The organism is Marinactinospora thermotolerans DSM 45154, from assembly GCF_900167435.1.
Classification (GTDB): Bacteria; Actinomycetota; Actinomycetes; order Streptosporangiales; family Streptosporangiaceae; genus Marinactinospora; species Marinactinospora thermotolerans.
This window is the reverse complement of record NZ_FUWS01000006.1, coordinates 370,809-397,163: the sequence shown is the minus strand read 5'-3', so window position 1 is coordinate 397,163 and position 26,355 is coordinate 370,809. Positions and strand designations below refer to the sequence as shown.

Genomic DNA, 26,355 nt, shown 5'->3' with positions numbered 1-26,355 from the left:
CTCCGCTCGCGGGTCAGACGTCCAGGAAGCGGACGTCGCGAGCGTTGCGCTGGATGAAGGAGCGCCGGGACTCGACGTCCTCACCCATGAGCACGCTGAACATCTCGTCGGCCTGCGCGGCGTCGTCGAGCGTCACCTGGAGGAGCACCCGGCCGGCGGGGTCCATGGTGGTCTCCCACAGTTCGACCGCGTTCATCTCGCCCAGACCCTTGAACCGCTGCACGAAGTCGCGGGGGCGAGGGTCGCGCTTGCCCGCGGCGATGCCCGCGGCGATGACCTCGTCGCGCTCCCGGTCGGTGAAGACGTAGTCGGCGTCGTTTCCGCGCTGGTCCCACTTGATCTTGTACAGCGGCGGCTGCGCCAGGTAGACGTGGCCGGCCTCGATCAGCGGCTTCATGAACCGGAACAGCAACGTGAGCAGCAGCGTGCGGATGTGCTGACCGTCGACGTCGGCGTCGGCCATCAGGATGATCTTGTGGTACCGCAGCTTCTCGATGTCGAAGTCGTCGTGCACGCCGGTGCCGAGAGCGGTGATGATCGCCTGGACTTCCTGGTTCTTCAGGATCCGGTCGATGCGCGCCTTCTCGACGTTGAGGATCTTGCCGCGGATGGGCAGGATCGCCTGGTATTCGGGGTCGCGCCCGCCCTTGGCGGAGCCACCGGCGGAGTCACCCTCGACGATGTAGAGCTCGCACTTCTCCGGCTCGGTCGACTGGCAGTCGGACAGCTTGCCGGGGAGGGAGGTGGACTCCAACAGCGTCTTGCGCCGGGTGAGGTCACGGGCCTGACGCGCCGCGATGCGCGCCCGGGCGGCCTGGCTCGCCTTGCTGACGATGTCCTTGGCCTCGCCGGGGTTGCGCTCGAACCAGTCGCGCAGATGCTCGTTGCACACCTTCTGGACGAAGGACTTGGCCTCGGTGTTGCCGAGCTTGGTCTTGGTCTGCCCCTCGAACTGGGGGTCGGCCAGCTTGACCGAGATGATCGCGGTGAGCCCCTCGCGGATGTCGTCACCCGTGAGGTTGTCCTCCTTCTCCCGCAACAGCTTCTGGTCACGCGCGTAGCGGTTGACGATCGAGGTCAGCGCGGAGCGGAAGCCCTCTTCGTGGGTGCCGCCCTCGGCCGTGTTGATCGTGTTGGCGAAGGTGTGCACCGAGGAGGTGTAGGACTGATTCCACTGCATCGCGATCTCGACCGCGATGCCGTCGCCCTCGTCCTCGAAGTCGATGACCGAGGCGTGCGCCTGCTCCTTGGTGGCGTTGATGTGACGGACGAAGTCCGTCAGACCGCCCTCGTAGTGGTAGGTCTGGACGACGGGCGAGTCGTCGACGAACTCCGGACGCTCATCGCGGATGGTGATGGACAGTCCCTTGTTGAGGAAGGCCATCTCCTGGAGCCGCCGCGACAGCGTCTCGAAGCTGTAGGTCGTGGTCTCGAAGATGTCGCCGTCGGCCCAGAAGGTGATCTGGGTGCCGGTCTCCTCGGTCTCCTCCCCCCGCGAGAGCTCGCCGGTGGGACGCGACTTGACGTAGCTCTGCCGCCACACGTACCCGTCACGCCGGATCTCCGCTTCGAGGCGGGTGGACAGCGCGTTGACGACGGAGGCGCCGACACCGTGCAGACCACCGGAGACGGCGTAGGACTTGCCGTCGAACTTGCCGCCGGCGTGCAGCGTGGTCAGGATCAGCTCGATGGCTGGCCGCTTCTCCACGGGATGGACGTCGACGGGAATACCACGGCCGTTGTCGGCGACACGGACGCCGCCGTCGGCCTGAAGGGTCACCTCGATCGCGTCGGCGTGGCCGGCGAGGGCTTCATCCACCGAGTTGTCCACCACTTCGTAGACCATGTGGTGGAGGCCCCGTTCACCGGTGGAACCGATGTACATGCCGGGGCGCTTACGTACCGCCTCGAGCCCTTCAAGAACCGTGATTGATCGAGCATCGTAGGCCAAGTGTGAACACCCTCCTGCTGGGGACACCTACCAGCCATAGGCAATTGACGAGCGAAGCGGCTCCGGCCGACGCCGGCTGTCGTACAGCCGAAGCGACCGGGCGCCACCCGTTTCCAATTCCCTGCCCCCCGCTCTCGGGGCGGGTCGTGCCGGCGGAAGCGTCCGTAGAACCATCACCTATGATACCGCGCGCATCACCGGAAAGTGGCATTCACGGCGCTGTGATGCGCCAGAGCGGGCTAACAGAGAGGGAGACGACTCCCTACACGTGGACCCCCCTCTACGGAACTCCCCGCGTGGTTCAGTGCCTTCGGCGAGGGTGTGACCCGAGTAGCGGAGGGGGCACCCGTATCACCTGCTGTTCTCTGTCTGAAATGTCGCGGCTCCGGCTCAGCGAACCCGCCAGCGCCCTCCGCCACCGCGGGGACGCCCCGGTCCCCGGACCTTGATCGAACGCACACTGCCCTGACCCAGCTCCTCGTTGAGCCGACGCAGAAGCTGGGGGGTCAACGCCCGCACCTGGGTCGCCCACGCCGGGGAGTCGGCGGCGACCACGAGCTCCCCCTCCTCGAAGGTCTCCGGGCGCACGTGTTCGGCCAGACCCGCACCGACGATCTGGTCCCACCGGCCGAAGACCCCGCCGATCGCGACCTGCTCCTGCCAACCGTGCTCGATCAACCAACTGCGGATGGCGTCACCGAACAGTTGGGGCTCGCGCCGGGCCCGCAGAGGTCCACGGCGGACCCTGCGCGGCGCCGTGGGCGCGGCCCCGCGCTCACGCGCCGCGGCGCGCGCCTGAGCCAACGCCTGGCGGGCGAGTTCGATACCGCTCGGCTGCCGCGAGGATCCCTCGGAGCCTGGCCCGTCCAGGCCCCGTGTGGCGTCGTCACTCACGTTCGACCGTTCCCCCCTGCACCCGGAACCGTCTGCCCACCAACTCGTCGGGGATGTCGCCCGGCACCGCCGCGCTCACCAGTACCTGCTCGGCGGTGCGCACGTGTTCGGCCAACCGCCGCCGGCGCTCCGCGTCGAGTTCGGCGAAGACGTCGTCGAGGATGAGCACGGGGTCGTCACCGTCGGCGCGCAACAGCTCGAACCCGGCCAACCGCAGCGCCAGCGCGTAGGACCAGGACTCGCCCTGGCTCGCGTACCCCTTGGCCGGAAGCTCGTCGAGCCTCAGGTACAGATCGTCACGGTGGGGGCCGACCAGGCTGACACCGCGCTGGAGCTCCTGGGGGCGCGCCTGGACGAGCGCGTCACGCAGCAGGCCGGCGAGCCGGTCACGGTCGGCCGGTACCTCGGTCCCCTCCGGCCACGCCGAACCGCGGTAGTGCAGAACCGGAAGTCCGCCGGAGGAGGCCAGTTCGCCGTAGGCCTTGGCGACGAGCGGTTGCAGTTCGGCGACGAGACCGATCCGGGCGGCCAGCAGTTCGGCTCCGGCCGTGGCCAGATGGTCGTCCCAGACGTCCAGGGTGGACAGATCAGGCTCGGCGCGCTGTTTGAAGAACCGGGCCGACGCCGACTTGAGCAGGGCGTTGCGCTGTTTGAGGACCCGGTCGTAGTCGGAACGGACACCCGCGTAGCGGGGGGCGCGCGCGATCAGCAGCTCGTCGAGGAAGCGGCGCCGCTCGCCGGGGTCTCCCTTGACCAGGGCCAGGTCCTCGGGGGCGAAGAGGACCGTGCGCAACAGACCGAGGATGTCGCGCGGGCGGGTGGCGGAGGAACGGTTCAGACGCGCCCGGTTGGCCTTTCCCGGGTTGATCTCCAGTTCCACCAGGGCCGTGCGGCCGTCCTTGACGAGCTCGGCGCGGACGATCGCCCGTTCGGCTCCCTGCCGGACCAGGGGGGCGTCGGTGGCGACCCGATGGCTGCCGAGCGTGGCGACATAGCCGATGGCCTCGACCAGGTTGGTCTTGCCCTGGCCGTTGGGGCCGATGAACGTGCTGATCCCCGGTTCCAGGACGACGTGCGCCGACGCGTAGGAACGGTAATCGGCCAGTTGCAGCTGCGATACGTACATCTGGCCTCTCCTTTGTACGCGGGGCGGGTCGTATGGGACGCGGAAGAGATCCGGACCCTCGCGGGCGCGCCGTGAGGGTCCGGGGGTGTCACGTCGTTTCACGTGAAACCTACAGCGAGGCTCCAACGTGGACTTTTGAAAGGCTACGCCTGGTCTTCGGTGGCCCGGGTGACCGCGTGTCCGCCGAACTGGTTGCGCAGCGCCGCGATGACCTTCATCGCGGGGCTGTCCTCCTGTCGTGAGGCGAACCGGGCGAACAGGGCGGCCGTGATGACCGGCGCCGGAACCGCGTGGTCGACCGCGGCCTGAACCGTCCAGCGTCCCTCGCCGGAGTCCTGGGCGTAGCCGCGCAGGCCGGCGAGCTCGGGGTCCTCCTCCAGCGCGCGCACCAGGAGGTCGAGCAGCCAGGAACGGACCACGGTGCCCTCGCGCCAGCTGTCGAACGTGCCCGGCACGTCGTCGACGATGTCGGAGGCGGCCATGAGCTCGTACCCCTCGGCGAAGGCCTGCATCATGCCGTACTCGATGCCGTTGTGGACCATCTTGACGAAGTGCCCCGCACCGACCCCACCGGCGTGGACGTACCCGCCGCCGGAGTCGGGGGTCAGGGCGTCGAAGATGGGCTTGGCCCGCTCGATGTCCTCGGGCGCGCCACCGACCATGATGCCGTAGCCGTTCTGACGTCCCCAGACACCACCGCTGACGCCGGCGTCCACGTAGTGGATGCCGAGTTCCTTGAGCTCGTCGGCGCGCTTGCGGTCATCGACGTAGTGCGAGTTCCCGCCCTCGATGATGAGGTCGCCGGCCTCCAGGAGCCCGGAGAGTTCCCGAATGGTGGCGGCGGTGGGCTCGCCGGCCGGAACCATCAGCCAGACGATCCGCGGCGCTTCCAGGCGCTGGACGAGCTCGGCGAGGCTGTCGACGTCACGCACCTCGGGGTTGTAGTCGAACCCGATGACGTCGTGGCCCTTCTCTCTGAGCCGTGTCGCCATGTTGCCGCCCATTTTGCCCAGGCCGATGAGACCCAGTTGCATGCTCTTGCTCCCCCTATGTTCGACCTGTGGATATGTGGACGAGTCGACTCGTCACCCGGACAGCCGCACCGGCATGATCAGGTACCGGTAGTCGGACGCCCCGCCGTCGTCGGCGGGCTTGCCGGTGATGATGGCCGGCTTCGTCGATGTCGTGAACTGCAGACGGGCGATGTCGGAGTCGATGGCGTTGAGACCGTCCAGCAGGAACGCGGAGTTGAACGCGATCTGGATGTCATCGCCCTCGAGACCGGCCTCCAGGACCTCGACCGCCTGGGCCTCGTCACCGGTCCCGGCCTCGAGCACCAGCCTGCCGTCGGCGAACGCGAGCCGCAGCGGGGTGTTGCGCTCGGCCACCAGGGACACGCGCTTGACCGCCTCGACGAACTCGGCCTTCTGCACCTCGGCGACGGAGTTGAAGGAGTCCGGCAGCAGCGCCCGGTACTTGGGGAAGTCCCCCTCGAGCAGGCGGGTGGTCGTACGCCGTCCCCCACCGGAGAAGCCGATCATGCCCTCGCCGCTCTCGGCCGCCGACAGGGCGATCGAGACCTCGGCGCCGGAGGTCAGCGACTTGGCGGTGTCGGCGAGCGTCTTGGCCGGGACCAGGGCCACCGCGGAGAGTTCCGGGTCCTGCGGCTTCCAGGTGAGCTCGCGCACCGCGAGGCGGTAGCGGTCGGTGGAGGCGAGGGTCACCTTGTCGCCCTCGATCTCGATGCGCACACCCGTGAGCATGGGAAGCGTGTCGTCACGGCCGGCGGCCACCGCCACCTGGCTCACCGCGGCGGCGAAGACGTCGCTGCCGACCGTTCCGGTCATCTCGGGCATGGCCGGGAGGGTCGGGTAGTCCTCGACCGGCAGGGTGAGAAGGGTGAACTTCGCGCTCCCGCAGGAGACGACCACCTTGGCCCCGTCGGTGCTGATCTCCACCGTCTGTGGAGGAAGGTTGCGGGTGATCTCGGCCAGAAGTCGGCCCGAGACGAGCGTGGTACCCGGCTCCTCGACGTCGATGTCGACGGCGACCTGCGCGGAGACCTCATAGTCGAAGCTGGACAGCCGCAACCGTTGCCGCCCGTCGTGCTCCCCCGCGTCCAGCAGCATCCCGGCAAGGACGGGGACGGAAGGCCGGACCGGCAGCGTACGAGCGGTCCAGGCGACTGCGTCGGCGAGTACGTCGCGTTCGACCCGGAACTTCACTATCCGACTCTCTTTCCTCGAAAAACCACGAACCCGATGTGCGGCCGGCCCGCGTCCCCGCGGGGTGGCCCGCTGTCCACGGTCTGTGGACCTGCGCGGTCCGGGCGGTCCGGATGGAGGTGCCGCCGGCGCGTTACAGGGGGCGAGTTCACACGGTACCCGGATTCGCATCCAGCCGCTGCCCACCACACCTCATTGGGACCCACTCCACCACGGGCGGGGAGGAGGCCGGCGATCGAGGTGCGGGCGAGAGGTCCTCTCCTCGGTGCGCTGGCTCGGACGGGATGCGGGGTGGTCCGTCGGGCAGCGGAGCGGATGTCCACAGAATCGGGCCGAAGCTGTTTTCCAAGCCTCGAGAGTTCTTAAAGAGGCGTAGTAGTAATAGGTCCTGTGGATAGTGTGGATAAGCATCGTATCCGCAGGTCAACCCGTGTTTTTCTGTCCACTGCCCCTGTGGGTGGAGCATGGGGAAAACGTGGCCGGCTGTGGATCGGGCGAGAGCCTCCACAGTCTGTCCACGGGTTATCCACCCCTTGTCCACGGGTTATCCACGGATTCCCCACAGCCGGGTGACCACGGCGCTGGAAACCACCCCGGCTTCACCCACAGGAAATCCCCAGGTTGCCCACAGCGCAACCCAGGTTATCCGCAGGGTTGTCCACGGGTTATCCACAGGTCTGTGCATGGTAAAAGCGCCCACGGGGCGGGGATGGCGAGGGACGGCACACACCGCGCCCCTCACCCTGGACGGGCGAGGGGCGCGAAACGGGGTCAGATGTTGCGCGACTGCTGTTTGATCCGGTTGGTCAACTCGGTCACCTGGTTGTAGATCGAGCGGCGCTCCGCCATCAACGAGCGGATCTTGCGGTCGGCGTGCATGACCGTGGTGTGGTCACGGCCTCCGAACTGCTGGCCGATCTTGGGAAGGGAGAGATCGGTGAGCTCACGGCACAGATACATCGCGATCTGACGGGCCGTGACCAGCACGCGCGAGCGCGACGTCCCGCACAGGTCCTCGGTGGTCAGGCCGAAGTACGACGCGGTCTGCGCCATGATCGCCGACGCGGTGATCTCGGGCCCCTCGTCGTCGGGGATGAGGTCCTTGAGGACGATCCCCGTGAGGTGCAGGTCGACCGACTGGCGGTTGAGGCTGGCGAAGGCGGTGACCCGGATCAGCGCGCCCTCCAGCTCCCGGATGTTCGTCGAGATCTTGCTCGCGATGAACTCCAGCACCTCGGGAGGTGCGGCCAGCCCTTCCTGGGCCGCCTTCTTGCGCAGGATCGCGATCCGGGTCTCCAGCTCCGGGGGCTGGACGTCGGTGATCAGCCCCCATTCGAAGCGGTTGCGCAACCGGTCCTCCAGGGTGACCAGCTGCTTGGGCGGCCGGTCGCTGGAGATGACGATCTGCTTGTTGGAGTTGTGCAGCGTATTGAAGGTGTGGAAGAACTCCTCCTGCGTCTGCTCCTTGTTCTCCAGGAACTGGATGTCGTCGACGAGGAGGACGTCGATGTCGCGGTAGCGCCGCCGGAAACCGTCGGCCTTGCCGTCGCGGATGGAGTTGATGAACTCGTTGGTGAACTCCTCCGAGCTCACGTAGCGGACCCGCGCCCCGTCGTAGAGCCGCTGGGTGTAGTGGCCGATGGCGTGCAGGAGGTGGGTCTTGCCCAGACCGGAGCCACCGTAGATGAACAACGGGTTGTAGGCCTTGGCCGGGGCCTCGGCGACGGCCACCGCGGCGGCGTGCGCGAAGCGGTTGCTCGAACCGATGACGAAGGTGTCGAAGGTGTACTTCGGGTTGAGGCGGGCCGGCTCGGCCGAGGTGTGGGGCTGGTTGCCCCCCTCGTCCGGGGCGAGGGACGCCGACGCCGATCCGCCGGGGGCCGCGTCCCCTCCCGGCCGGGAGGCGTCGGAACGGTCGTCGAACGACGGGTGCTGATCCCGGCCGGCCGGCCCCGACCGCCCCGGGCGACGGTCGTCGTCCCACGCGGGGGTCTCCCACCGGTTGGGGGCGTCCCACCGTGAGGTGTCCTCCCAGGAGCGGTAGTGGGTGTCGTCGGGCCGGGCCTGTTCGCGCGGGGCGCGGTAGCTCTCGGCGAAATAGCCGCCGGGGTCGGCGGGGTGCGGCGAGGGGGGTTCTTCGCGTGTGGCGAGCAGGTCCTCACCACGCGGACCGGGCCCCTGGTAACCGCCGTAGCCTCCGGGACCGTGCTCCTGCCGGGGCTCGGGCCGGCCGTCGCGGGAGTGCGCGGGCTCGCCGGCGTGCGGTGCCCGGCCTCGTGAGCCGCGATGGCCGTGCGCCTGCTCATCGGGGGCGGGCTGCCCGAACTGGCCGTTGGGGAACGCCTCGGCGGCGGCCGGTGTGGCCGGTCCGTCCTCGGGCGTGATCATCGGCTGCTGCCAGGCGTGCTGTTCGTCGCGCCCGAGGCGGTCGTCGGACTCCCAACGCGGAGGGTAGTCGGTGTGCCGTCCGTGCCTGGGGGCGCCGCCCGGGTGGTCGCGTCCCGGCGTGCGAGGACCGTGGTCGGACACCTGAGGGGGCGAGGGATAGGAGGTCGGTGTCATCGGCGCGGGCTGGACGGCGGTGGGATCGACCGTCACCGCCACCCGGATCTCGCGCCCGAGCTGGGCGGACAGGGCCTGGCTGATCGCGGGCCGCAGCCGTGTCTCGAGGATCTCCTTGGCGAACTCGTTCGGAGCGGCCAGCAGCGCCGTGTCCTCGATCAGGCCCAGGGGCCTGGTCTGCGGCAGCCAGGCACGCTGTTGCGGAGGCAGGGTGCTGTTGTCCAAGGTCTCCAGCACGCTGGTCCACACCATTGCGAGGTTGACCTGTGCCTCAGACACGGTGACCTGCCATGGTTCGCCCCCTTCTCGCGGTTCTGTCGATGAGGACGGGCGTTCGCCCGTCCACTGTGTTCCGGCCGCGTGCGGCGGTCGCGCGTTGTCGTGGTCCGCTCCCTCCAGCGCGGACCTGTCCGTCCACCGTCGAGGACCGGCGTCCCATTGTCTCGGTCGTCGGAGCGGTCGCGGTCACGACAGGGCTTGGACGGCCGGGAACGGCGGCGTATACACGAACGGTGTTCTGTGGGTAACCGAAGGTTTTCTGTGGACTCTGATGTGTACGCTCGGTCAGCTCGGCTGTGTCTCCGTGAACCTGGGCTCCTTCGTCCTTCCACAGCTTTCAGGCTTCATCCACATGTTGTGCACCATGTTGTACACAGCCTCGCAGAACCGTGCCGGCCTAGCTGACTTATCCACAAAGCCCAGCTGGAGGGGGTTCTGAACAGGGTGTGGATAAGAGGTGGCCGGGCGACAGTAACCGCCGTGTGGGCCGCTGTTCAACTCGAACGTCATCCACAGCTTAGGCGGCCTTGTGGGAAGCCCGCAGCCTGTGGACAACGTGTTTTCCACAGACCGTAGGGTTGGTGGAAAACCTCGTGGCACCGCCCCTGGCTGGGAGGACGCCGATTTGACCGCGGCTCGGTCGGGCCGTATGTTCTTTATGCTTAAGTCGCTATCTGTCTGTGCACCGACGATCCGCACGCCGTCATGTCGGCCGCGATCGGCGCACGGCGGTGGCCGCGACCCGAGCGGGCGATGTTCCAGCCGAGCGTCCCCGCGACAACAGAGCAGGAACGACAAGCCCGGCAAGACGCGGGGTCGCCCCCGAGTACTTCCTTGAACGCCCCTGGAGCCCAGCAGTGAGCAAGCGTACGTACCAGCCGAACAACCGGCGTCGCGCGAAGACCCACGGTTTCCGGTTGCGCATGCGCACCCGTGCGGGGCGCGCGATCATCGCGGCGCGCCGGCGCAAGGGGCGCGCGCGGCTGTCCGTGAGCCAGTAGTCACCGCGCCTCGATCGTCACAACGGACCGGTCTGCCCGTTTCGGCAGCCGGTCCGCTTGTTGTGTGCAAGGACTGAACCGATGTTGTCCCCTCGGAACCGCATGCGGCGCAGCGCCGAGTTCGGCCTCGTCATGCGCAGGGGACGCCGAACCGGGCGCGACTCCCTGATCGTCGCCTATCTCCCGCCCCGTCCGGCGGAGGAGGGGACCCCGGCGCCAGCCGAGGAGCCCCGAGTGGGGTTCGTCGTGAGCAAGGCGGTCGGCGGAGCCGTCGTCCGCAAGCAGGTCCAGCGCCGACTGCGGCACCTGGTACGGGAGCGGCTCTCCCTTCTCCCGCCAGGTAGCCTGATGGTGATAAGGGCGAAACCCACGGCCGCCGACCAGACCTATCACACGCTGGGCGAGCAGCTCGACGACGCCCTCAGATCCGTGACCCGCCCTCGTGGTCCGGCCAAGCGCCGCCGGGGACGTGCCGCGGGCACACCCGAAGACACCCCGGTCGGCGGATCTCCGCAGAGCGGGGGCGAGGACACGGTCCGGGAGACCGCGCAGCGGCCTTCCGGAGAGCGGGCGACTTCATGACACACGATGGACCGAACCCCGTGGCGCGGCTGCTCATCCTGCCCATCCGCGGATACCAGCGCTTCATCAGTCCGCTGTTCCCACCGGTCTGCCGTTTCTACCCCTCATGTAGTGCCTACGCCGTCGAGGCGTTACAGGTACACGGGGCGTTCCGAGGACTATGGCTGGCCGCCAGGAGGATTGGGCGTTGCCATCCGTTCAACCCGGGGGGAATCGATCCGGTCCCACCCCGCACGGGCGACTCCGCCCGGAAGGCAACCGAACCGGGTCCGGGAACCGGCGGTGACACCGCTCCCGGCCCATCGGGCCTGTGAAGCTGGACTGAAGACAAGGGAGTTATCCGGTGCTCGACCCGCTGTATCAAGCCGTCGGCTGGGTGTTGATCCAGATCCATTCGGGTCTGACATTCCTCGGACTGGACCCTGACAGCGGCTGGGCTTGGGGTCTGGCCATTGTCCTCTTGACGTGTCTCATGCGTCTGATCCTGGTCCCGCTGTTCGTGAAGCAGATGCACACGCAGCGCAAGATGCAGGACATCCAGCCGAAGCTGCTGAAGGTTCGCGAGAAGTACAAGAACGACAAGCAGCGCCAGCAGCAAGAGATGATGAAGCTCTACCAGGAGAGCGGCACCAACCCCATCATGGGCTGCCTCCCGCTGCTGCTGCAGATGCCGGTCTTCTTCGCGCTGTTCAGCGTGCTGCGTAGTGTCGCGCAGGGAAACGCCCAGTACGGTTTCACCCAGGAACTGGTGCACAGCGCCCAGGGCGCCCTGATCTTCCACGCGCCGCTCGCCGCGCAGTTCACCAGCTCCGCCGCCGAGCTGGAGCAGTACGGTGCCAACCCCGTCATGGCGAAGGTCATCATCGCCCTGGCCTGCGTGATCATGGGCACCACGACCTTCCTCACCATGCGGCAGAGCATGAAGCGCAGCGCTGCTCAAATGGCGGCCATGCCGGACAACCCCATGGTCCAGTCGCAGAAGATCATGCTCTACCTGGCGCCGGCGTTCGGTCTGTTCGGTCTGGGCATGCCGATCGGTGTTCTGCTGTACTGGGTCACCTCCAACATCTGGACCATGATCCAGCAGCACTTCCTCTACCGGCAGCACCCGGCCCCCGGGTCCCCCGAGGCCGAGGCCAAGAGCCGGAAGAGTCGGTCCGTGAAGGGCGAGGAGAAGCAGCCGGAGCCGGTCGAACAGCCTAAGATCGAGCGTAAGCAACCGAAGAAGCAGCCGCGGTCGAAGCGGGGCGGCGGGAATCCGCAGAATCGGCATTAGGTCCACTCTGATCACGGGAAGTGACCCCCGCAGGGGTGGGTGCGCAGGCATCAGCCCTTGACGCGCACGACCGGCAGGATCGCGAAATAAGGAGACACCTCGCTGTGACCAACAGCAACACCGATGACGTGGAGGAGACCGGCGCCGGCGTCGCCGTGGCGGACGCTTCGGAGCGGGAGGAAGCAGCGGATCCCGAAATCGATATCGAGGCGCTGGAGAACGAGGGCGACATCGCGGCGGACTACATCGAAGGTCTGCTCGACATCGCTGACTTCGACGGCGACATCGACATGGACGTGGAAGGGGACCGGGCGCTGGTCTCCGTCGTCGGTGCCACGCTCGACGAACTCATCGGCGATAAGGGCGAGGTCTTGGAAGCGCTTCAGGAGCTGACGCGCCTGGCGGTCCATCGCGCGACAGGGTCCCGCAGCCGGCTCATGCTTGATATCGGTGGATTCCGTGAAGGGCGTCGCAGGGCGCTCAGCCGGATCGGCGCCGAGGTGGCCGAGACGGTCAAGAAGACGGGCGAGGCCAAGCCACTCGAACCGATGACCCCCTTCGAGCGCAAGGTGGTGCACGACGCGATCGCCGCCGCCGGCCTGCGTAGCGAATCGGAGGGCGAGGAGCCGTACCGCTACGTGGTGGTGTATCCGGCTGACTGACCGGCTCCATCGGTTTCACGTGAAACGAGCAGCGCCCCTCACGCATAGGATCGTGAGGGGCGCTTTATTGTGTGATTTTTCGAGCGGAGCCCTGCCGCCTCGACGGGACGAGGCTGGGCGCGATCGACATCTCCGCTCAGGGACGTGTCGACCTGTTGACTTGTGGATGCAAAGGCCAAGGTGGTAACTGATGACCTCTTCTCGGGATTTCGCGTCGCGAGCTCTCGGGCCGGTCCAGCGCCGCCGGGAACCCGAGAACGCGGACCTCTCTTCTCGCGAGAGTCCAGAAGAGCTGGGGGGTCCGAGCGAACAGGCGATCGAGCTGTTCGGGGACACCTTGCCTGTGGCGCGGCGTTACGCGGAACTGCTCGCGGACGCCGGCGTGCAACGTGGGCTCATCGGCCCGCGCGAAGTCCCCCGCTTGTGGGAGCGGCATCTCATGAACTGTGCCGTGGTCGAGGAGCTCCTCCCGGACGGGGCCGAGGTCGTCGACATCGGGTCGGGAGCCGGATTGCCGGGACTCGTTCTCGCGATCCTGCGACCTGACCTCTCGGTCACCTTGCTTGAACCTCTTCTTCGCCGGACGGTCTTCCTTCAGGAGAGCGTCGACCTTCTCGGGCTCTCGAACGTCACCGTGCGACGAGGGCGCGCGGAAGAGGTGAAGAAGGAGGTGCGTGCCGACTTCGTCACGGCGCGCGCAGTCGCCCCGCTCCCCAAGCTCGCCAAGTGGGCGCTCCCGCTTCTCCGGACGGGAGGAAGTCTGCTGGCGTTGAAGGGGGAGCAAGCGGAAGCTGAACTCGAAGAGGCGCGCGCAGATTTGTCACGCCAGCGTCCTTGCGTCGCAGATGTGATTCGAGTGGGGCGCGGTAAAGTCGATCCCGCTACCACGGTCGTTCGCGTCACGGTCACCACCGAGAGCGACCCGGCTGCCCCGTCCAGAGGCCAACGTGCATCGCGCGGCAGGAAGAAGCGCGGACGGAAGAGGTGAACTCATTCGTGCCCCAGAACCCGACCGATGGCGCCTACGTTTCACGTGAAACCGGCCCGGTCCCCGCAGTGGAATTCTCCCTACGAGCTACCTCTGACCCCTACGTTTCACGTGAAACATCTCAGTGGCAGGGAGATGCGGCCGTCTCGGAGGGGGTTTCACGTGAAACCGATGTCGACATAGCGCCTTCGTCCTCCGACTACGGCGTCGAGTTCGATACGCCCATCGCCCGCGCCGCCCGTGCCGCGATGACGGTACGTGGACACGGAGAGGAGGTGTGGCCCCGCCCCGAGCGGTGCCGCGTCATCAGCGTCGCCAACCAGAAGGGGGGCGTCGGCAAGACCACGACAACCGTGAACATCGCCGCCTCTCTTGCCATGCATGGCAACCGTGTCATGGTCGTCGACCTCGATCCGCAGGGAAACGCCTCCACCGCGCTGGGGATGGAGCGAACGCCCGAATCCCGCTCCGTGTACCACTGCCTCGTCGAGGACGAGGATCTGCGTTCCCTTGCGCGGCCTGTGGAACAGATCCCCAACCTCTGGTGTGTTCCGGCTACCATCGATCTTGCCGGCGCCGAGATCGAACTCGTCTCCCTGGTGGCCCGCGAATCCCGGCTCAAGCGAGCGTTCGCCGCTTACGACGAGAGCGAACTCGACTACATCCTCATCGACTGCCCTCCCTCCTTGGGCCTTCTCACCGTCAACGCGATGGTCGCCTGCGAAGAGGTCCTCATTCCGATCCAGTGCGAGTACTACGCGCTAGAGGGACTGGGGCAGCTCCTGCGCAACGTCGAGCTCGTCAAGTCGCACCTCAATCCGGCGCTCGCGGTCTCGACCATCGTCTTGACGATGTATGACGGCCGCACGCGCCTGGCTTCTCAGGTGGCTGACGAAGTCCGCTCTCACTTCGGAGATCTCGTACTCAAGACACTGGTACCGCGTAGTGTTCGGGTCTCCGAGGCGCCGAGCTATGGGCAGTCGGTCATGACCTACGATCCCGGATCCACCGGAGCCGTGGCCTACATGCAGGCGGCCAGGGAGATCGCGTTCCGCGCGAATGCGGTGGTCGGACATTGATGACAGCACGTGAAGGGAGTCGGTGGTGAGCCAGCAGCGGCGCGGTCTGGGTAAGGGACTGGGCGCGCTCATCCCGCAGGGACCAGTTGCCACGGCGGCTGGAAACGGAACGCCGGGGGCCGGGGCCGTTCCCGAAACGGTCGGTGGCGCCTATCTCGAAGAGGTTCCGCTCAAGGCGATCAGTCCGAACCCGCGCCAGCCACGTCAGCATTTCGACGAGGACGCCCTCGCCGAACTGAAGGCGTCGATCAGCGAGGTGGGTCTCCTCCAGCCGGTGGTCGTCCGCAAGATCGACGACGGCCAGTACGAGCTGATCATGGGAGAGCGGCGGTGGCGGGCGAGCAAGGAGGCCGGTCTCGACCGGATTCCGGCGATCGTGCGCCAGACCTCCGACGATGATCTGCTGCGCGACGCCCTGCTGGAGAACCTCCATCGCCAGCAGCTGAACCCCTTGGAAGAGGCGGCCGCCTATCAGCAGCTCCTGGACGACTTCGGTACCACCCACGATGAGCTCGCACGACGGATCGGCCGTTCTCGCCCCCACATCACCAACACGCTGAGACTGCTCAACCTCCCACCCGCCGTGCAACGACGGGTCGCTGCCGGGGTGATCAGCGCTGGACACGCGAGGGCGCTCCTCTCAGCCGAAGGACCCGAGCTTCAGGACCGTCTGGCCCAGCGCATCGTCGCCGAAGGGCTCTCGGTCCGGGCCCTGGAGGAGATCATCGCGCTGGGCGTGGACGACGATGCGCGCCCCGAGCGTCGCAAGCCGGTCCGCGCACCGGTTTCTCCGCAGGTCGAGGAGTTGGCAAATCGACTTTCCGACGTCTTCGACACCCGGGTGAAGGTCAACATGGGACGGAACAAGGGCAAGATCGTCGTGGAGTTCGCGACGATGGAAGACCTCGAACGCATCATCGAGACCATGGCCCCGACCGTTCGACAGGGCTGACCGGCTCAGGTCGACACGACCGCGAATCGACACGTCGATGTGTCCCCCTCGGCACATCGCCCCTCTCCAGAGGCCGGTGCGGCGCCGAAACCGCACCGGCCTCTCGCGTTATCTCCCACCGCTATGACGTGAGTCTCCCTAGACTCCTGGCGGGTACCGGGTTCTCACTGTCCGTGTGGGGAACAGCCCGGGCCCTGGACCAGGTTCCCTCCCCCCTTTGGAGATTTCCCCATGGTGAAGCGTCGGCAGTTCATGGCCGCAGCGGCGGTGGCGCTCGCGGCCGTCCCCGCGTTGCCGCGTCCCCGTGCCGCGGTGGCCGCAGGAGAGCCGACCTCCTTTCCTCACACGCTCGTGGAACGGACGTCGGGTACCGGACTGATACGTCCGGGCATGCATTTCGATCACGTCGCGTTCCAGAGCGACGGAGTGCTCCCCGAGGGGGTACAGATCAGGTTCGTCGGGGTGGAGGAAGACGGGGAGTGGCACCGTGTGCGCTTCGCCGAGCACGCGAGGGACGGTGAGGAAGGGACGCCGGTCGCCCTGCTTGCGGTTCCCGAGGGGAGTGAGGGGTACGAACTCCGCGGTGGCGGAGAGGGGCTGGCGGCCATCACGATGAACACCAGGGACGGGCAACGGATGCGTACGTCACGAGAGACCGGTGGGACGCTAGAGGTCCCGTCCGCTCTGAAAGGGCTGAGCCTGCCGCCAGTTCACTACGTCACGCGGGCCGGCTGGGGAGCGGACGAGTCGCTGCGCTTCGACGGAGCGGGAAATGAGCTGTGGCCGGCGGAGTTCTCTCCGGCCCAGACGATCACCGTCCACCACACCGCTCTCGCGGTCAACGGTGATCCCGCCGCGGCGGTACGAGCCGTCTACCATCTGCACGCCGTCGAACAGGCGTGGGGGGATATCGGCTACCACTTGCTCATCGGCCCGGACGGCACGATCTATGAGGGGCGCTACTCGGGAGAAGACCAGGTTCCCGTCTTCGCGGGCCTTCCCGTGGGGACGGGGGCGGAGGTCGTGACGGCCGGACACGTAGGCGGTTACAACTCCGGGAACATCGGCGTCTGCCTTCTCGGTGACTTCACGGGTGAGATGCCCACCCAGGCGGCTCAGGACAGCCTGGTGCGGGTGCTGGCACTCCTGTGCCTCGTCACGGGGGTGGATCCGCGGGCCCGTATCGAGTACGTCAACCCGGTGAACGGGCAGGCGATCACCGTGCACGGGGTCTCGCGCCACCGAGACTGGCTTACCACGGAGTGCCCGGGCAACATGTTCGCCGCTACCTTCGACGCGATCCGTGAACGAGTGGCCCGGCTGCTCTGACAGCGAGCGACCCGCCGCCCGGCGGTGTTTCACGTGAAACACGGCCTTGAGAACAGACATGGGCCCCGGGTTCTCCCGGGGCCCATGTCTCATGAGAAGCCTTAGATGTACTCCTCAAGGTCCTTCAGCAGCAGAGACTTCGGCTTGGCACCCATGATCTGCTTGACCACCTGGCCGTCCTTGAACAGGTTCATGGTCGGGATCTGCATGATGCCGTACTCGCGCGTGACGTTCGGCTGCTTGTCGATGTTCAGCTTGACGATCGAGATCTTGTCACCGTGCTCCTCAGCGATCTGCTCCAGGATCGGGGCGACCTGGCGGCAGGGACCGCACCATTCGGCCCAGAAGTCGACCAGGACGGGCTTGTCGCTCTTGAGCACGTCGACGTCGAAACTGGCGTCGGTGACTTCCTTGAGCTTGGACACGGGAAACTCCTCACACAGACGGGAAAAGGGGTGGAAGGGGTCGGGAGGTCAGCCGGCCTGGTCGGCGAGGTAGTGCTCGGCGTCCATGGCGGCGGAGCAGCCGGTGCCCGCGGCCGTGATGGCCTGACGGTACCTGTGGTCCACAACGTCACCACAGGCGAAGACACCGGGGATGTTGGTGTGCGTCGTGGGCGAGGCGACCGCGATGTAGCCTTCATCGTCGAGGTCGAGCTGCCCCTTGAAAAGCTCGACGCGCGGGTCGTGACCGACGGCGATGAAGAGGCCCGTGATGTCGAGCGTGCTCTCCTCACCGGTCTCGCGGTTACGCAGGCGGATCGAGGAGACCTTGTCGTCTCCCAGAACCTCGGTCACCTCGCTGTTCCACACGAAGCGGATCTTCTCGTTGGCGAAGGCGCGCTCGGCCATGATCTTGCTGGCCCGGAGTTCGTCACGGCGGTGGATGATGGTCACCGAGCGGGCGAAGCGGGTGAGGAAGGTGGCCTCCTCCATGGCGGTGTCACCACCGCCCACGACCGCGATGTCCTGGTCGCGGAAGAAGAAGCCGTCACAGGTGGCGCACCAGGAGGTGCCGCGGCCGGAGTAGCGGTCCTCGCCGGGGATGCCGAGCTTGCGGTGCTGGGAGCCGGTGGCGACGATGACGGCGCGCGCGTAGTAGGACCGGTCGCCGACCTTCACGACCTTGGGGGTGGCGGTCAGGTCCACCTCGGTGACGTCCTCGGGAACCAGCTCGGCACCGAAGCGCTCGGCCTGCTTCCGCATGTTGTCCATGAGGTCGGGGCCCATGATCCCGTCGGGGAACCCGGGGAAGTTCTCGACCTCGGTGGTGTTCATCAGCGCGCCACCTGCGGTGATCGACCCCTCGAAGACGAGGGGGTTCAACTCGGCGCGTGCCGCGTAGACGGCGGCTGTGTATCCCGCGGGCCCGGACCCGATGATGATCACGTTACGGACGTCGCTCACGCTACTAGGCCCCTTAAAACTCGTACGCACGCTCGTTGGAGAGAAGTCGTTCTCTACCAACAGATGGTAGGCGCAGGCCATTCCCGGGCCCGCCCAGATCGAGCGTGACCTGGGACGAGTGATGTGGCGGGGCTATGGCGCGGGGACGGAGGCCTCGGCCAGGACCGCGGATCCGGCGTCGCCGGCGGCCCCACAGGAGGGCGAGACGACACGCAGCCCGTAGCCGCCCGACTCCCGCTGGTCCACCATCACCCAGGCGGTGTCACCCTCGTACTCGGCGATGTCGACGAGGGCCGGACGGTAGGAGCCGTCGGCGCCGAGGCTCTGGAGGCACGAGGAGACCTCGGCCGGCGGTTCGGAGGTGACGGACAGGGGAGAGGTCTCCGAGCCCTCAGCGTCGATCTGAGGCGTTTCCGCGAGAGGGGAGCGTTCGATCAGCCGCGCCCCCTGCTCGGGGAGGGCGGATTCGGTGTAGTCGGTGCCGCTCGACACCACGATGGTGCGGTAGGGGAGGGCGGCCTCGGGCTCGGCGGAGTCGCCGTTGCCGAGAGTCGGCGCGCTGGCGGTGGTACCGGGCGAGGACATGATCCCGTTCACCACCGCGGCACCTCCGCCCAGAACGAAGACGCCGGCCGCGGCGGCGGCGAGGTAGGGCATCCAACGGGTGACCCCGTTGCGCCGGGGCAGCGGAAGCACGGTGGCCCCGGCATCGTCGTCCTGGGGCGCGGGAGCACCGGAATGGGACAGGGACCGTTCGCGGAACTCGGCGCGCAGCGCTTCGTCGAGACGGTCCGCCATACCGGAGGGAAGCGGTGGCACCGGCGCCTCGGCCAGGATGCGGGGTACGTCGGAGAGCGCCGCCAGTACCTCGGCGCAGTGCGCGCATTCGGCCACATGGGACCGGGTGGAGCGTTCCTCGTCCTCGTCCAGCAGTCCTTCGGCCAGTAGTGCGAGGTCCTCCACGTCGACATGAGACGTCACGATCTCCTGCCACCTCCTCTCGGAGATGTGACGTCCTGGGACGGGCCAGGGTTCCTGAGATGGGAGAGATATGGCAGAAGTCGCGCCCGGCCGCGAGCACACCGGCTCTTCACCGTGCCCGGGGCGACCTCGAGGATCTCGGCCGCCTCGTCCACGCGATAGCCCATCATGTCCACCAGGACGAGGGCCAGGCGCTGTTCGGTCGGCAGGCGTTCGAGCGCGGAGTGCACGTCCATGGCGGCGTCACTGCGATGGGTGGGGTCGTTGGAGGACCCCTTCAGGCGTTCGTTGGAGAGCACGTCGAGGTTGGCGTCGTCGGTGGGAACGGCCGGTCGGACCATCTTGCGGCGGATGCGGTCGTGGCAGGCGTTGACGACGATGCGGTGCAACCAGGTGCTCACCATGGCCTCGCCGCGGAATCTGTGCGCGCCCCGGAACGCGGAGAGGAACGCGTCCTGGAGGGCGTCGGACGCCTCCTCGGGGTCGCCCAGCACGCGGATGGCGACGGCCCACATGCGTTCCCGGTGCCTGCGCACCAGCTCGCCGAAAGCCCGCTCGTCGCCTTGGTTATGCCTGGTCAACAACTCCCGGTCGGGGAGTTCCCGAACAGCGTCCATCGCCGTGTTCACGTGATTCCGCGCAGCTCCACCTCGTTGACGGTGCCTCGGTACTCGCCCCCGTCCGAAGGCAGCGGAGCGGTGAACCACACCACGACGTACCGGCCTTGAGCGGGGTCGTCCAGTTTAATGTTGACCTCTCCCGATGCTCCAGCCTGTTCGCTGACCGTCGTGAGCGCGGACTCCTCAGGGGCATCGCCGACACGGAGGTGAACGCTGTAGGGGCCACCTCCGAGCTGCAGGTTCGCCTCGTGGATCTCGACGGAGGCGCCCATGTCGATGATGAGGCCGACTCCAGACTTGAGGTTCCCGAAGCTCTCGCTGTTGTAGCCCTGGGTGTTCCAGGAGGTCGAGGGGTCGCCGTCGATGGCGAGGCCGGCCTTGTCGCCGTGCTCGTCGCCGTCGTCACCCTGCGGGTCGAAGCCATCGGCGCCGGCGGGTTCGAGCACGGAGAGCTCGGGCTCTCCGGCGTTCGCCGGTTGCTCTTCGGCCGAGGTGGCCTGGCTGTTGCCCTCGTTGGGAGTGTTCATGACGCTGCCGACGGTCCAGGCGCCCACGACCACGGCGACGAAGACGAGCATCGCCACGGCGCCGATGAGCACCTTGTTGACGGTGGACGTCGAGGAACCGGAGCGGCCGTTCCCACGGGAACCGCGCGGCGGAGTCGCGAGCTGGTGGGCGGGGACCCCCAGGCGCTCGCCGCGCTCGGCGCGGCGGGGATGCTCGGCCCGCCGGGAGGGGCCGCCCTCATCGGAGGGGGCGGGACGGGAACGCGGGGCCGAGGGCGTGACCGGAAGGGGGACCAACCGGGGTACGTCGGCCAGCGCGTCGGCGATGTCCTGCGCGCTGTTGAGAGGGCCGCTACGCCCCGCCATCTGGAAGGCGGAGCGGCAGACGATGTCGTTGAGCCGGCCGGGGATGCCGGCCCGGATCTGACTCGGCTCGCAGGGGCGGCCCGAGACGAGGGGGGCCGGCCGCAGCCCGGTCTGCTCCTCGCCCGGCCAGTGCGCGGTCAGGGCCGCGTACAGCAGCCGGCCGACGCCTCGGGCGTCGGTGACCACGGGATCGGCCGAGGTGATGCCGCGCAGGGCGGCGTCGACCCCGATGCCGGTGACCTTCACGGCTCCACCGGAGCTCCACATCAGCTTGTTCGGGGTCAGGCACAGGTGGTGGATGCCGGCGGACGCGGCGGCGGCCACGGCTTCGGCGGCTTCGGCGACGAGGCCGGCGGCGCGGTCGGGTTCCAGGGGACCCTGCGAGAGGAGCTCGGTCAGCGACTGGCCGGACACCCACTCCTCGACGACGTAGGCGGTGGGGCCGCTGTCATCGGCGTCGAAGACCTGGGTCACACGGGCGTCGGCGATGCGGCTGGCCGCTCTGGCGGCGCGCACAACCTCGCTCGTCCTGGGGAAGCCGTCGGTGAACGTCCAGACGGCGACCAGCCGGGCGAGGGTCTCGTCGGTCGCCTTCCACAGCGCGGCACCGCGGGTTTCGTTGACCAGTTCTTCGAGTCGGTAGCGACCCGCGAGCCGCGCTCCAGGTTCGATCATGAAAGTGCTCATGCCGGGAGTGACGGGCGCGACGGCCGGACATCGGGGGCCACGGCGGCGTGGGCCACCGGGATCTGAGGGACCTCGATGTGTGGGGCCATGTCGGCTGTCCCCAACCTCCCTTCGGGCAGCTCGGAGAAACGGGGGCGTTGCGGCAGGGATATGCCGTTCCATGCTAGGACGCTTGAGCGCCCTTCTCGGAGGACAGGCGGTCTCGACTCCGTGAACACGGTCCTTCCGGCGTCGCTCACCCATCGTGACGCGTTCCCGGTGATCAGCGCCGTAGCGGGCCGCTCGGGCACCCTACCGGAAAAGTTGTGACTTCTGTCACCGGAGCGGGTTTCGGGTTGAGAACACCGGGGAAAAGAGCCGAGCCGAGACCGCCGTCACGGTCATGACAAGGGGGCGGCGGCGCGCCCACGGACGTGAGTCGCGCCGCCGCCCCCTCGCGGTCCGCGGCCGCAGTGGTCAGCCGCGCCGCCCCACCTTGGAGCGCACGAGCTCGACGACCGAGTCGAGCTCCCGGATCCGCAGCAGCTTGGCGAAGGCGAGGAAGAGGAGGCCGCCGACCAGGCACCCGACGACCGGCGCGCCGATGTTGGTGACCAGCCCCTCCCCGAAGCGGTCGGTGAAGAACCACAGGACGCCGGCTCCAGCGGCCACGCAGGGCACCGAGGCCAGGTACAGCCGCAGCAGCGAGCCGAGGATGCGCCGCCCGTCCAGTCCGCCCAACCTGCGGCTGAGCACCGCGCCGCCGATGAGCAGGCCGGTGAGGTAGGAGACCATGAAACCGCCCGCGACCCCGACGACCACCTGGCTCGGTGGCAGCACCAGGTAGGCGGTGACGGCCAGCACGCCGTGCACCACCACGTTGCCCAGGCCGAGCAGGGCCGGGGTCCGGGTGTCGCTGAGGGCGTAGAAGACGCGCAGCATGAGCTGGAAGATCGTGAACGGCACCAGACCCAGCGACATGACGGCCAGGACGGTACCGATGTTCGCGGCGTCGGCGGTGGAGGTGTTACCGCGGGCGAACACCAGTACCGACACCTGCACCGCATACAGGGCGATCGCCAGGGAGAGCGGCACCAGCACCAGCGCCGAGACGCGCAGCGTCCGCGAGAACCCGCCCCGTACCTCGTCCCACCTCCGGTCCGCGGCGAAGTCGCTCATCTGCGGCAGCAGCACCGTGATCAGCGAGACCGCGATGATCGCGTAGGGGAGCTGGAAGAGCTGGTAGGCGTAGTTGTAGGCGGTGATCCCGGCACCGACCTCGGCGCCGCTCTCGACGCTCGCCACGCCCGCGCGCGACGCGATGTTGGTGGTGATGAGGAAGTTCACCTGGGTCATGCAGGTGTAGACCATCATCCAGCCGGCGGTGCGCACCGCCTCGCCCAGGCCCGAGCCGCGCAGGTCCAGCCGGGGCCGCCACCGGTAGCCCGACCGCCACAGCGATCCCACCAGGACGATGGTCTGCAGCACCATGCCGCACGCCGTGCCCGCGCCGAGCAGCAGCAACTCGGAGTCGGTGACCGTATCGGGCGTGCGGCCGGGGCCGGACACCATCAGGAAGGTGGCGCCGACCGCGATGATCACCAGGTTGTTGAGCACCGGGGCCCACACCGGGGCGCCGAACTTGTCCCGGGTGTTGAGCATGGCGCTGATGAGGCCGCTCATGCCGACGAAGAGGATCTGCACGAGCAGGTAGCGGGCGAGGATCACCGACACCTCGGCCTGGCGCGGCTCGAAACCGCTGGCGTAGGCGCGGACGAGCCACTCGGCGACGAGGATCGCCACCGTGGTCATCACCACCAGCAGGACGAGCGCGCCGGTGAACAGCCGGTCCTCGGTGGCCTTGCCGCCGTCGGCGTCCCGCTTGCGGCGCTTGACCAGCAACGGCACGATGACGCTCGCCATCAGGCCGCCGATGAGCAGGTCGTTGATGACGAACGGGATGGTGTTGGCGGCGTTGTAGGCGTCACCGAGGAGATGGGTGCCCAGGGCCGCGGCGAGCACGATCGTGCGGACGAAGCCGGTCACCCGCGACACCAACGTGCCGACGGCCATGACCGCGCTGGAGCGCATCATCCTTCCGGAGCGGGACGAGGGCGCGGGCTCGGGGCCTCCCTCGGGGGACGGGCCCGCCTGCGGGCTTGGGAGCGGGTCGGGCCCGGGCTCGGTGCTGCCGTTCGTGGTTCCGGTCGCCACCGGCATCGGCTCCTTTCGGATTCGGTGGCGTCCGCGGGGACGTCTGGTGGGGCGTTCGCCGCCTACGCCGGGTGGTGGGGTCATGCTCGGTCCGCGTTTCGGGCGCGCACCGAGGAACGGCGCGCGCGATCTGGGGTGCGACCGATCCGTGTGCGGGGCGGTCGCCTTGGCTGAGGGCGACGGGTCGTCGCCGTTGCGGTCAGGTCCGTCCGGCGACGCCGTCACCACGCTCGTCGCCAGAGGTCGCGTCCGGCCGTTGGCCGGACGGCGCACTGACATTGTGGTGCATCGCCTCGGTGGCGCCGGCCGCCGCTCCGGGGGCGGGCGCGCCGTCCTGTTCGCCCTCGCCGCTCATGGCCTCGTGGCGCTTGCGGGCCCATTTGCGCAGGGCCCGCGGGGCCAGCGCGACGATCAGCACCATGGCGCCCGCGCCGCTGATGAGGAGTGCGGTGGTGCCCAGACCGGTGACGTTGACCGGTGTGGTGGTCTCGTGCGCGCTGATGGGCTCCCCGTCGGCGTTTTGAAGGCTCATGTGCAAGACGGTGCGCCCGTTGATCCGGGCGGAGATGGGCACGTAGACGGTGGTCTTACCGCCGGGGCCGATCTCCATGGACGTGGTGTAGTTGCCGATGGACAGGCGCTCGGAGTTCTCGGAGAAGATCGACAGGTGCACGGTCACGCTGTGCTCTTCGAGGTCGTTGGCGACCAGGATGCCGATCGTCCCGCTCTTGCTGGCCAGCGTCACGGGTTCGCCCGGCATGACCCTGACCTTGCCGATGGTCTCGTCGACCGAGGTGGCGAGACGGTCGAGGGCCCGCGTCGCGGCTTCGTCCTCGTCGCGCCAGGCCGCCGATTCCAGGCGCAGGATGGCGGGCCGGAACGGGTCACCGTCGTTGGTCAGGACACTGTTGAACAGCCGGACCTCGCCCCGGATGTCCTTGATCCGGTCGAGGTGGTCTCCGTCCAGCTCGGCTTGTGCGGCGCTGTCGGAGTAGACGGGGCCCTCCCGCTCGGAGACGGCGCCGGGATCGGCCTGGATCTCGTCCAGGGCGACCGGTTCGAGCCAGGGCAGGTCCTCGGTGGCCTCCAGGAGCCCCTGCGCGAAGACGGGGTTGGGGTCCCAGTCATGTTCGGGGGCGACGACGACCGCCCGCCGTTCCCCACCGGGCTGTTCCGCGGCGATCATCGCGGTCTCGGCGGCGAAGCGCTGCTGGGCGAGGGCCGCCTGGCCGGGCTCCCAGGTGTCGGCGGAGATCTCCTCGCTGATGCGGCCGTCGATGGCCAGCGCGGTGCCCGCCTCCCCGTTCCCCAAGGGCAGGGAGGTGGCCGCCGTCGGTGTGTGGGCGATCCACTCGGAGGCGGGCAGGGCGCTGTCGTCGAGGAGGAAGCGTTCGGCGCCGCGGTCGGCGAGGAAGTCGCGTGTCGCGTCGTCCATGGCGCCGCCGGCCGGCCAGGCGAGCTCGTGGTCGGCGGAGCGGCCGAGGACCTGTTGCAGGGTGAGCCGGCCCAGGGTGACCGAGGACTCCGCGTCGTTCTCGAGTCCCGATCCCAGGAGCGCGGCGAGGTCGGGGTTGGCGTAGGGGGTGGCGAGCAGGGGGTCCTCGCCGATGAGGACGCGCGCCTGCTCCAGCCAGGTGGCCGCGTTCTCGCTGGCCTCACGGGGGGCGACGCGCGGGGTGTCGGACTCGCCGTCCTCCAGCACCTGGTAGCCCGATTCGGCGATCCGGGAGATGTCGTCCAACAGGCCCGGGTCCACCGCCCAGGTCAGCGGGACGTCGGTGGTGGCCTCGCGGGAATCGGCGGCGCGGGGGGCCTCGGCCGCGTCGTCCTTGGCCGGCGTGCCACCGGCCTTCTCCGCGGCCGCGGTGTCCTCGTCGGCGTCGGCGGTGCCGTCGGCCGGAGGCTCCTCGACGGACTCGTCGAACCCCCCGGCCTGGCCGCCGATGGACAGGAGCCGGCCGAGCCGGCCGTCGGCGGAGAGGGAGGCGTCCAGCGTGTCGTCGAGGTAGGTGTCGTCATCGGCGCGCTGTGGCCGGTCCAGCAGCGGCCAGACCCAGGCGACCTCGACGGGTTCGACGTCGCTGCCGTCGTCATAGGGCAGGAACGTGCGCTGGACGCCCAGGCGCTCACCCGCGGCGTCGGTGGACTCGACCGCGAGGGGGTAGACGCCGAACCCGCCCAGGCCGAGCTCGGAGGTCTTCACCTTGAGCTCGTAGGGGGCGGACTCGCCCGGCGCGAGCGGCCCCTTGACGGTGAGGGAGGGGCCGAACGCCTGCGGATCGGTGGACTCGCCCGCGGAGTGGGACTCCAACTGGTCGCGGCCGGTCAAGGGGTAGGAGGAGTAGCGCAGGCGTACGGTGACGCCCTCCAACGTCTCGCCGGTGGTGTTCGTCACCTTCCCGGTGACGGTGACGGTGCTCTTCTTCCCGACCGCCCGTGGCGTGATCTCCTCGACGATCAGCGGAGCGGTGGCGGCGGAGTCGCCGGAAGCCGGGGACACGGTGCTGGCCACGGCGGCGGATGCCTCTTGGACAGGGTGGAACGCGGTCGGCACCAGTGCCACGGCCGTCGCCATGACCGCGCCTAGATGAACGATTCGACGCACGCCTCTGGAATCCCCGGGTCGGTCGACAATGGCCAGCCGGTGTGGTCACCGAGACGCGGGCCCCACTTCCGGAAGCAACGGCTGC

21 protein-coding genes and 1 pseudogene are annotated in these 26,355 nt (G+C 68.3%); 9 read left to right on the top strand and 13 right to left on the bottom strand.

Features of this window, described 5'->3' with window-relative positions:
* Positions 1 to 13: 13 nt before the first annotated feature.
* The 6 genes and pseudogenes from gyrB to dnaA form a co-directional block, all read right to left on the bottom strand.
* On the bottom strand, positions 14 to 1,951 hold the full coding sequence (gyrB, locus tag B5D66_RS13365) for a DNA topoisomerase (ATP-hydrolyzing) subunit B (RefSeq protein WP_078762028.1): 1,938 nt from the start codon (positions 1,949 to 1,951) through the stop codon (positions 14 to 16).
* A 390-nt stretch (positions 1,952 to 2,341) separates the two neighbouring features.
* Complete coding sequence (locus B5D66_RS13360) at positions 2,342 to 2,821, bottom strand: DciA family protein (RefSeq protein ID WP_200813638.1); 480 nt, start codon at positions 2,819 to 2,821, stop codon at positions 2,342 to 2,344.
* Between the two features lie 16 nt (positions 2,822 to 2,837).
* Positions 2,838 to 3,971, bottom strand: coding sequence for a DNA replication/repair protein RecF (gene recF, locus B5D66_RS13355; RefSeq protein WP_078762026.1), 1,134 nt, complete (start codon positions 3,969 to 3,971; stop codon positions 2,838 to 2,840).
* A gap of 143 nt (positions 3,972 to 4,114) precedes the next feature.
* Positions 4,115 to 5,011 (bottom strand): annotated as a pseudogene (gene gnd / locus B5D66_RS13350) (phosphogluconate dehydrogenase (NAD(+)-dependent, decarboxylating)); the annotation flags it as partial.
* Positions 5,012 to 5,056: 45 nt separating this feature from the next.
* On the bottom strand, positions 5,057 to 6,196 hold the full coding sequence (gene dnaN / locus B5D66_RS13345; RefSeq protein WP_078762024.1) for a DNA polymerase III subunit beta: 1,140 nt from the start codon (positions 6,194 to 6,196) through the stop codon (positions 5,057 to 5,059).
* Positions 6,197 to 6,967: 771 nt separating this feature from the next.
* On the bottom strand, positions 6,968 to 9,010 hold the full coding sequence (dnaA, locus tag B5D66_RS13340; protein WP_235000981.1) for a chromosomal replication initiator protein DnaA: 2,043 nt from the start codon (positions 9,008 to 9,010) through the stop codon (positions 6,968 to 6,970).
* An 884-nt stretch (positions 9,011 to 9,894) separates the two neighbouring features.
* Here dnaA and rpmH point away from each other — a divergent pair.
* The 9 genes from rpmH (at position 9,895) to B5D66_RS13295 (ending at position 16,906) form a co-directional block, all read left to right on the top strand.
* Entirely contained in the window at positions 9,895 to 10,038 is a 144-nt protein-coding gene (gene rpmH, locus B5D66_RS13335; protein ID WP_078762022.1) for a 50S ribosomal protein L34, read from the top strand.
* An 81-nt stretch (positions 10,039 to 10,119) separates the two neighbouring features.
* Positions 10,120 to 10,620 (top strand): ribonuclease P protein component, encoded by a 501-nt coding sequence (rnpA, locus tag B5D66_RS13330; protein WP_078762021.1) that lies wholly within the window; start codon positions 10,120 to 10,122, stop codon positions 10,618 to 10,620.
* Complete coding sequence (gene yidD / locus B5D66_RS13325) at positions 10,617 to 10,934, top strand: membrane protein insertion efficiency factor YidD (RefSeq protein ID WP_078762020.1); 318 nt, start codon at positions 10,617 to 10,619, stop codon at positions 10,932 to 10,934. The genes rnpA and yidD overlap by 4 nt, the downstream gene beginning before the upstream one ends.
* A gap of 29 nt (positions 10,935 to 10,963) precedes the next feature.
* Positions 10,964 to 11,896: a membrane protein insertase YidC gene (yidC, locus tag B5D66_RS13320; RefSeq protein WP_078762019.1), complete on the top strand. Its 933-nt coding sequence runs from the start codon at positions 10,964 to 10,966 to the stop codon at positions 11,894 to 11,896.
* Positions 11,897 to 12,051: 155 nt separating this feature from the next.
* Positions 12,052 to 12,558 carry a Jag family protein gene (locus tag B5D66_RS13315; RefSeq protein WP_235000980.1) on the top strand — a complete coding sequence of 169 codons (507 nt, stop codon included), beginning with the start codon at positions 12,052 to 12,054 and terminating at the stop codon, positions 12,556 to 12,558.
* Between the two features lie 322 nt (positions 12,559 to 12,880).
* Positions 12,881 to 13,546, top strand: a complete 666-nt coding sequence (gene rsmG, locus B5D66_RS13310; protein WP_235000979.1) for a 16S rRNA (guanine(527)-N(7))-methyltransferase RsmG — start codon at positions 12,881 to 12,883, stop codon at positions 13,544 to 13,546.
* A gap of 8 nt (positions 13,547 to 13,554) precedes the next feature.
* The gene (locus B5D66_RS13305) at positions 13,555 to 14,625 is read left to right on the top strand and encodes a ParA family protein (RefSeq protein WP_078762079.1); all 1,071 of its coding nucleotides are present in this window, start codon (positions 13,555 to 13,557) and stop codon (positions 14,623 to 14,625) included.
* A gap of 25 nt (positions 14,626 to 14,650) precedes the next feature.
* The gene (locus B5D66_RS13300; RefSeq protein ID WP_078762016.1) at positions 14,651 to 15,577 is read left to right on the top strand and encodes a ParB/RepB/Spo0J family partition protein; all 927 of its coding nucleotides are present in this window, start codon (positions 14,651 to 14,653) and stop codon (positions 15,575 to 15,577) included.
* A 231-nt stretch (positions 15,578 to 15,808) separates the two neighbouring features.
* On the top strand, positions 15,809 to 16,906 hold the full coding sequence (locus B5D66_RS13295; protein WP_235000968.1) for a peptidoglycan recognition protein family protein: 1,098 nt from the start codon (positions 15,809 to 15,811) through the stop codon (positions 16,904 to 16,906).
* A 101-nt stretch (positions 16,907 to 17,007) separates the two neighbouring features.
* On the opposite strand, the gene trxA is transcribed toward B5D66_RS13295, so the two are convergent.
* The 7 genes from trxA to B5D66_RS25090 all read right to left on the bottom strand — a co-directional run bounded on the left by trxA (position 17,008) and on the right by B5D66_RS25090 (position 26,270).
* Positions 17,008 to 17,331 (bottom strand): thioredoxin, encoded by a 324-nt coding sequence (gene trxA, locus B5D66_RS13290; protein ID WP_078762015.1) that lies wholly within the window; start codon positions 17,329 to 17,331, stop codon positions 17,008 to 17,010.
* A 48-nt stretch (positions 17,332 to 17,379) separates the two neighbouring features.
* Positions 17,380 to 18,312, bottom strand: coding sequence for a thioredoxin-disulfide reductase (gene trxB / locus B5D66_RS13285; RefSeq protein WP_078762014.1), 933 nt, complete (start codon positions 18,310 to 18,312; stop codon positions 17,380 to 17,382).
* A gap of 132 nt (positions 18,313 to 18,444) precedes the next feature.
* Positions 18,445 to 19,293 (bottom strand): anti-sigma factor family protein, encoded by an 849-nt coding sequence (locus B5D66_RS13280; RefSeq protein WP_078762013.1) that lies wholly within the window; start codon positions 19,291 to 19,293, stop codon positions 18,445 to 18,447.
* Positions 19,290 to 19,910, bottom strand: coding sequence for an RNA polymerase sigma factor SigM (sigM, locus tag B5D66_RS13275; RefSeq protein ID WP_078762077.1), 621 nt, complete (start codon positions 19,908 to 19,910; stop codon positions 19,290 to 19,292). The genes B5D66_RS13280 and sigM overlap by 4 nt, the downstream gene beginning before the upstream one ends.
* 8 nt (positions 19,911 to 19,918) lie before the next feature.
* Positions 19,919 to 21,472 (bottom strand): hypothetical protein, encoded by a 1,554-nt coding sequence (locus tag B5D66_RS13270; protein ID WP_078762012.1) that lies wholly within the window; start codon positions 21,470 to 21,472, stop codon positions 19,919 to 19,921.
* A gap of 456 nt (positions 21,473 to 21,928) precedes the next feature.
* Positions 21,929 to 23,671 (bottom strand): murein biosynthesis integral membrane protein MurJ, encoded by a 1,743-nt coding sequence (gene murJ, locus B5D66_RS13265; RefSeq protein ID WP_144390109.1) that lies wholly within the window; start codon positions 23,669 to 23,671, stop codon positions 21,929 to 21,931.
* A gap of 193 nt (positions 23,672 to 23,864) precedes the next feature.
* A complete protein-coding gene (locus B5D66_RS25090; RefSeq protein WP_200813633.1) occupies positions 23,865 to 26,270 on the bottom strand; it encodes a DUF6049 family protein in 2,406 nt (801 codons plus the stop codon).
* Between the last annotated feature and the right edge of the window lie 85 nt (positions 26,271 to 26,355).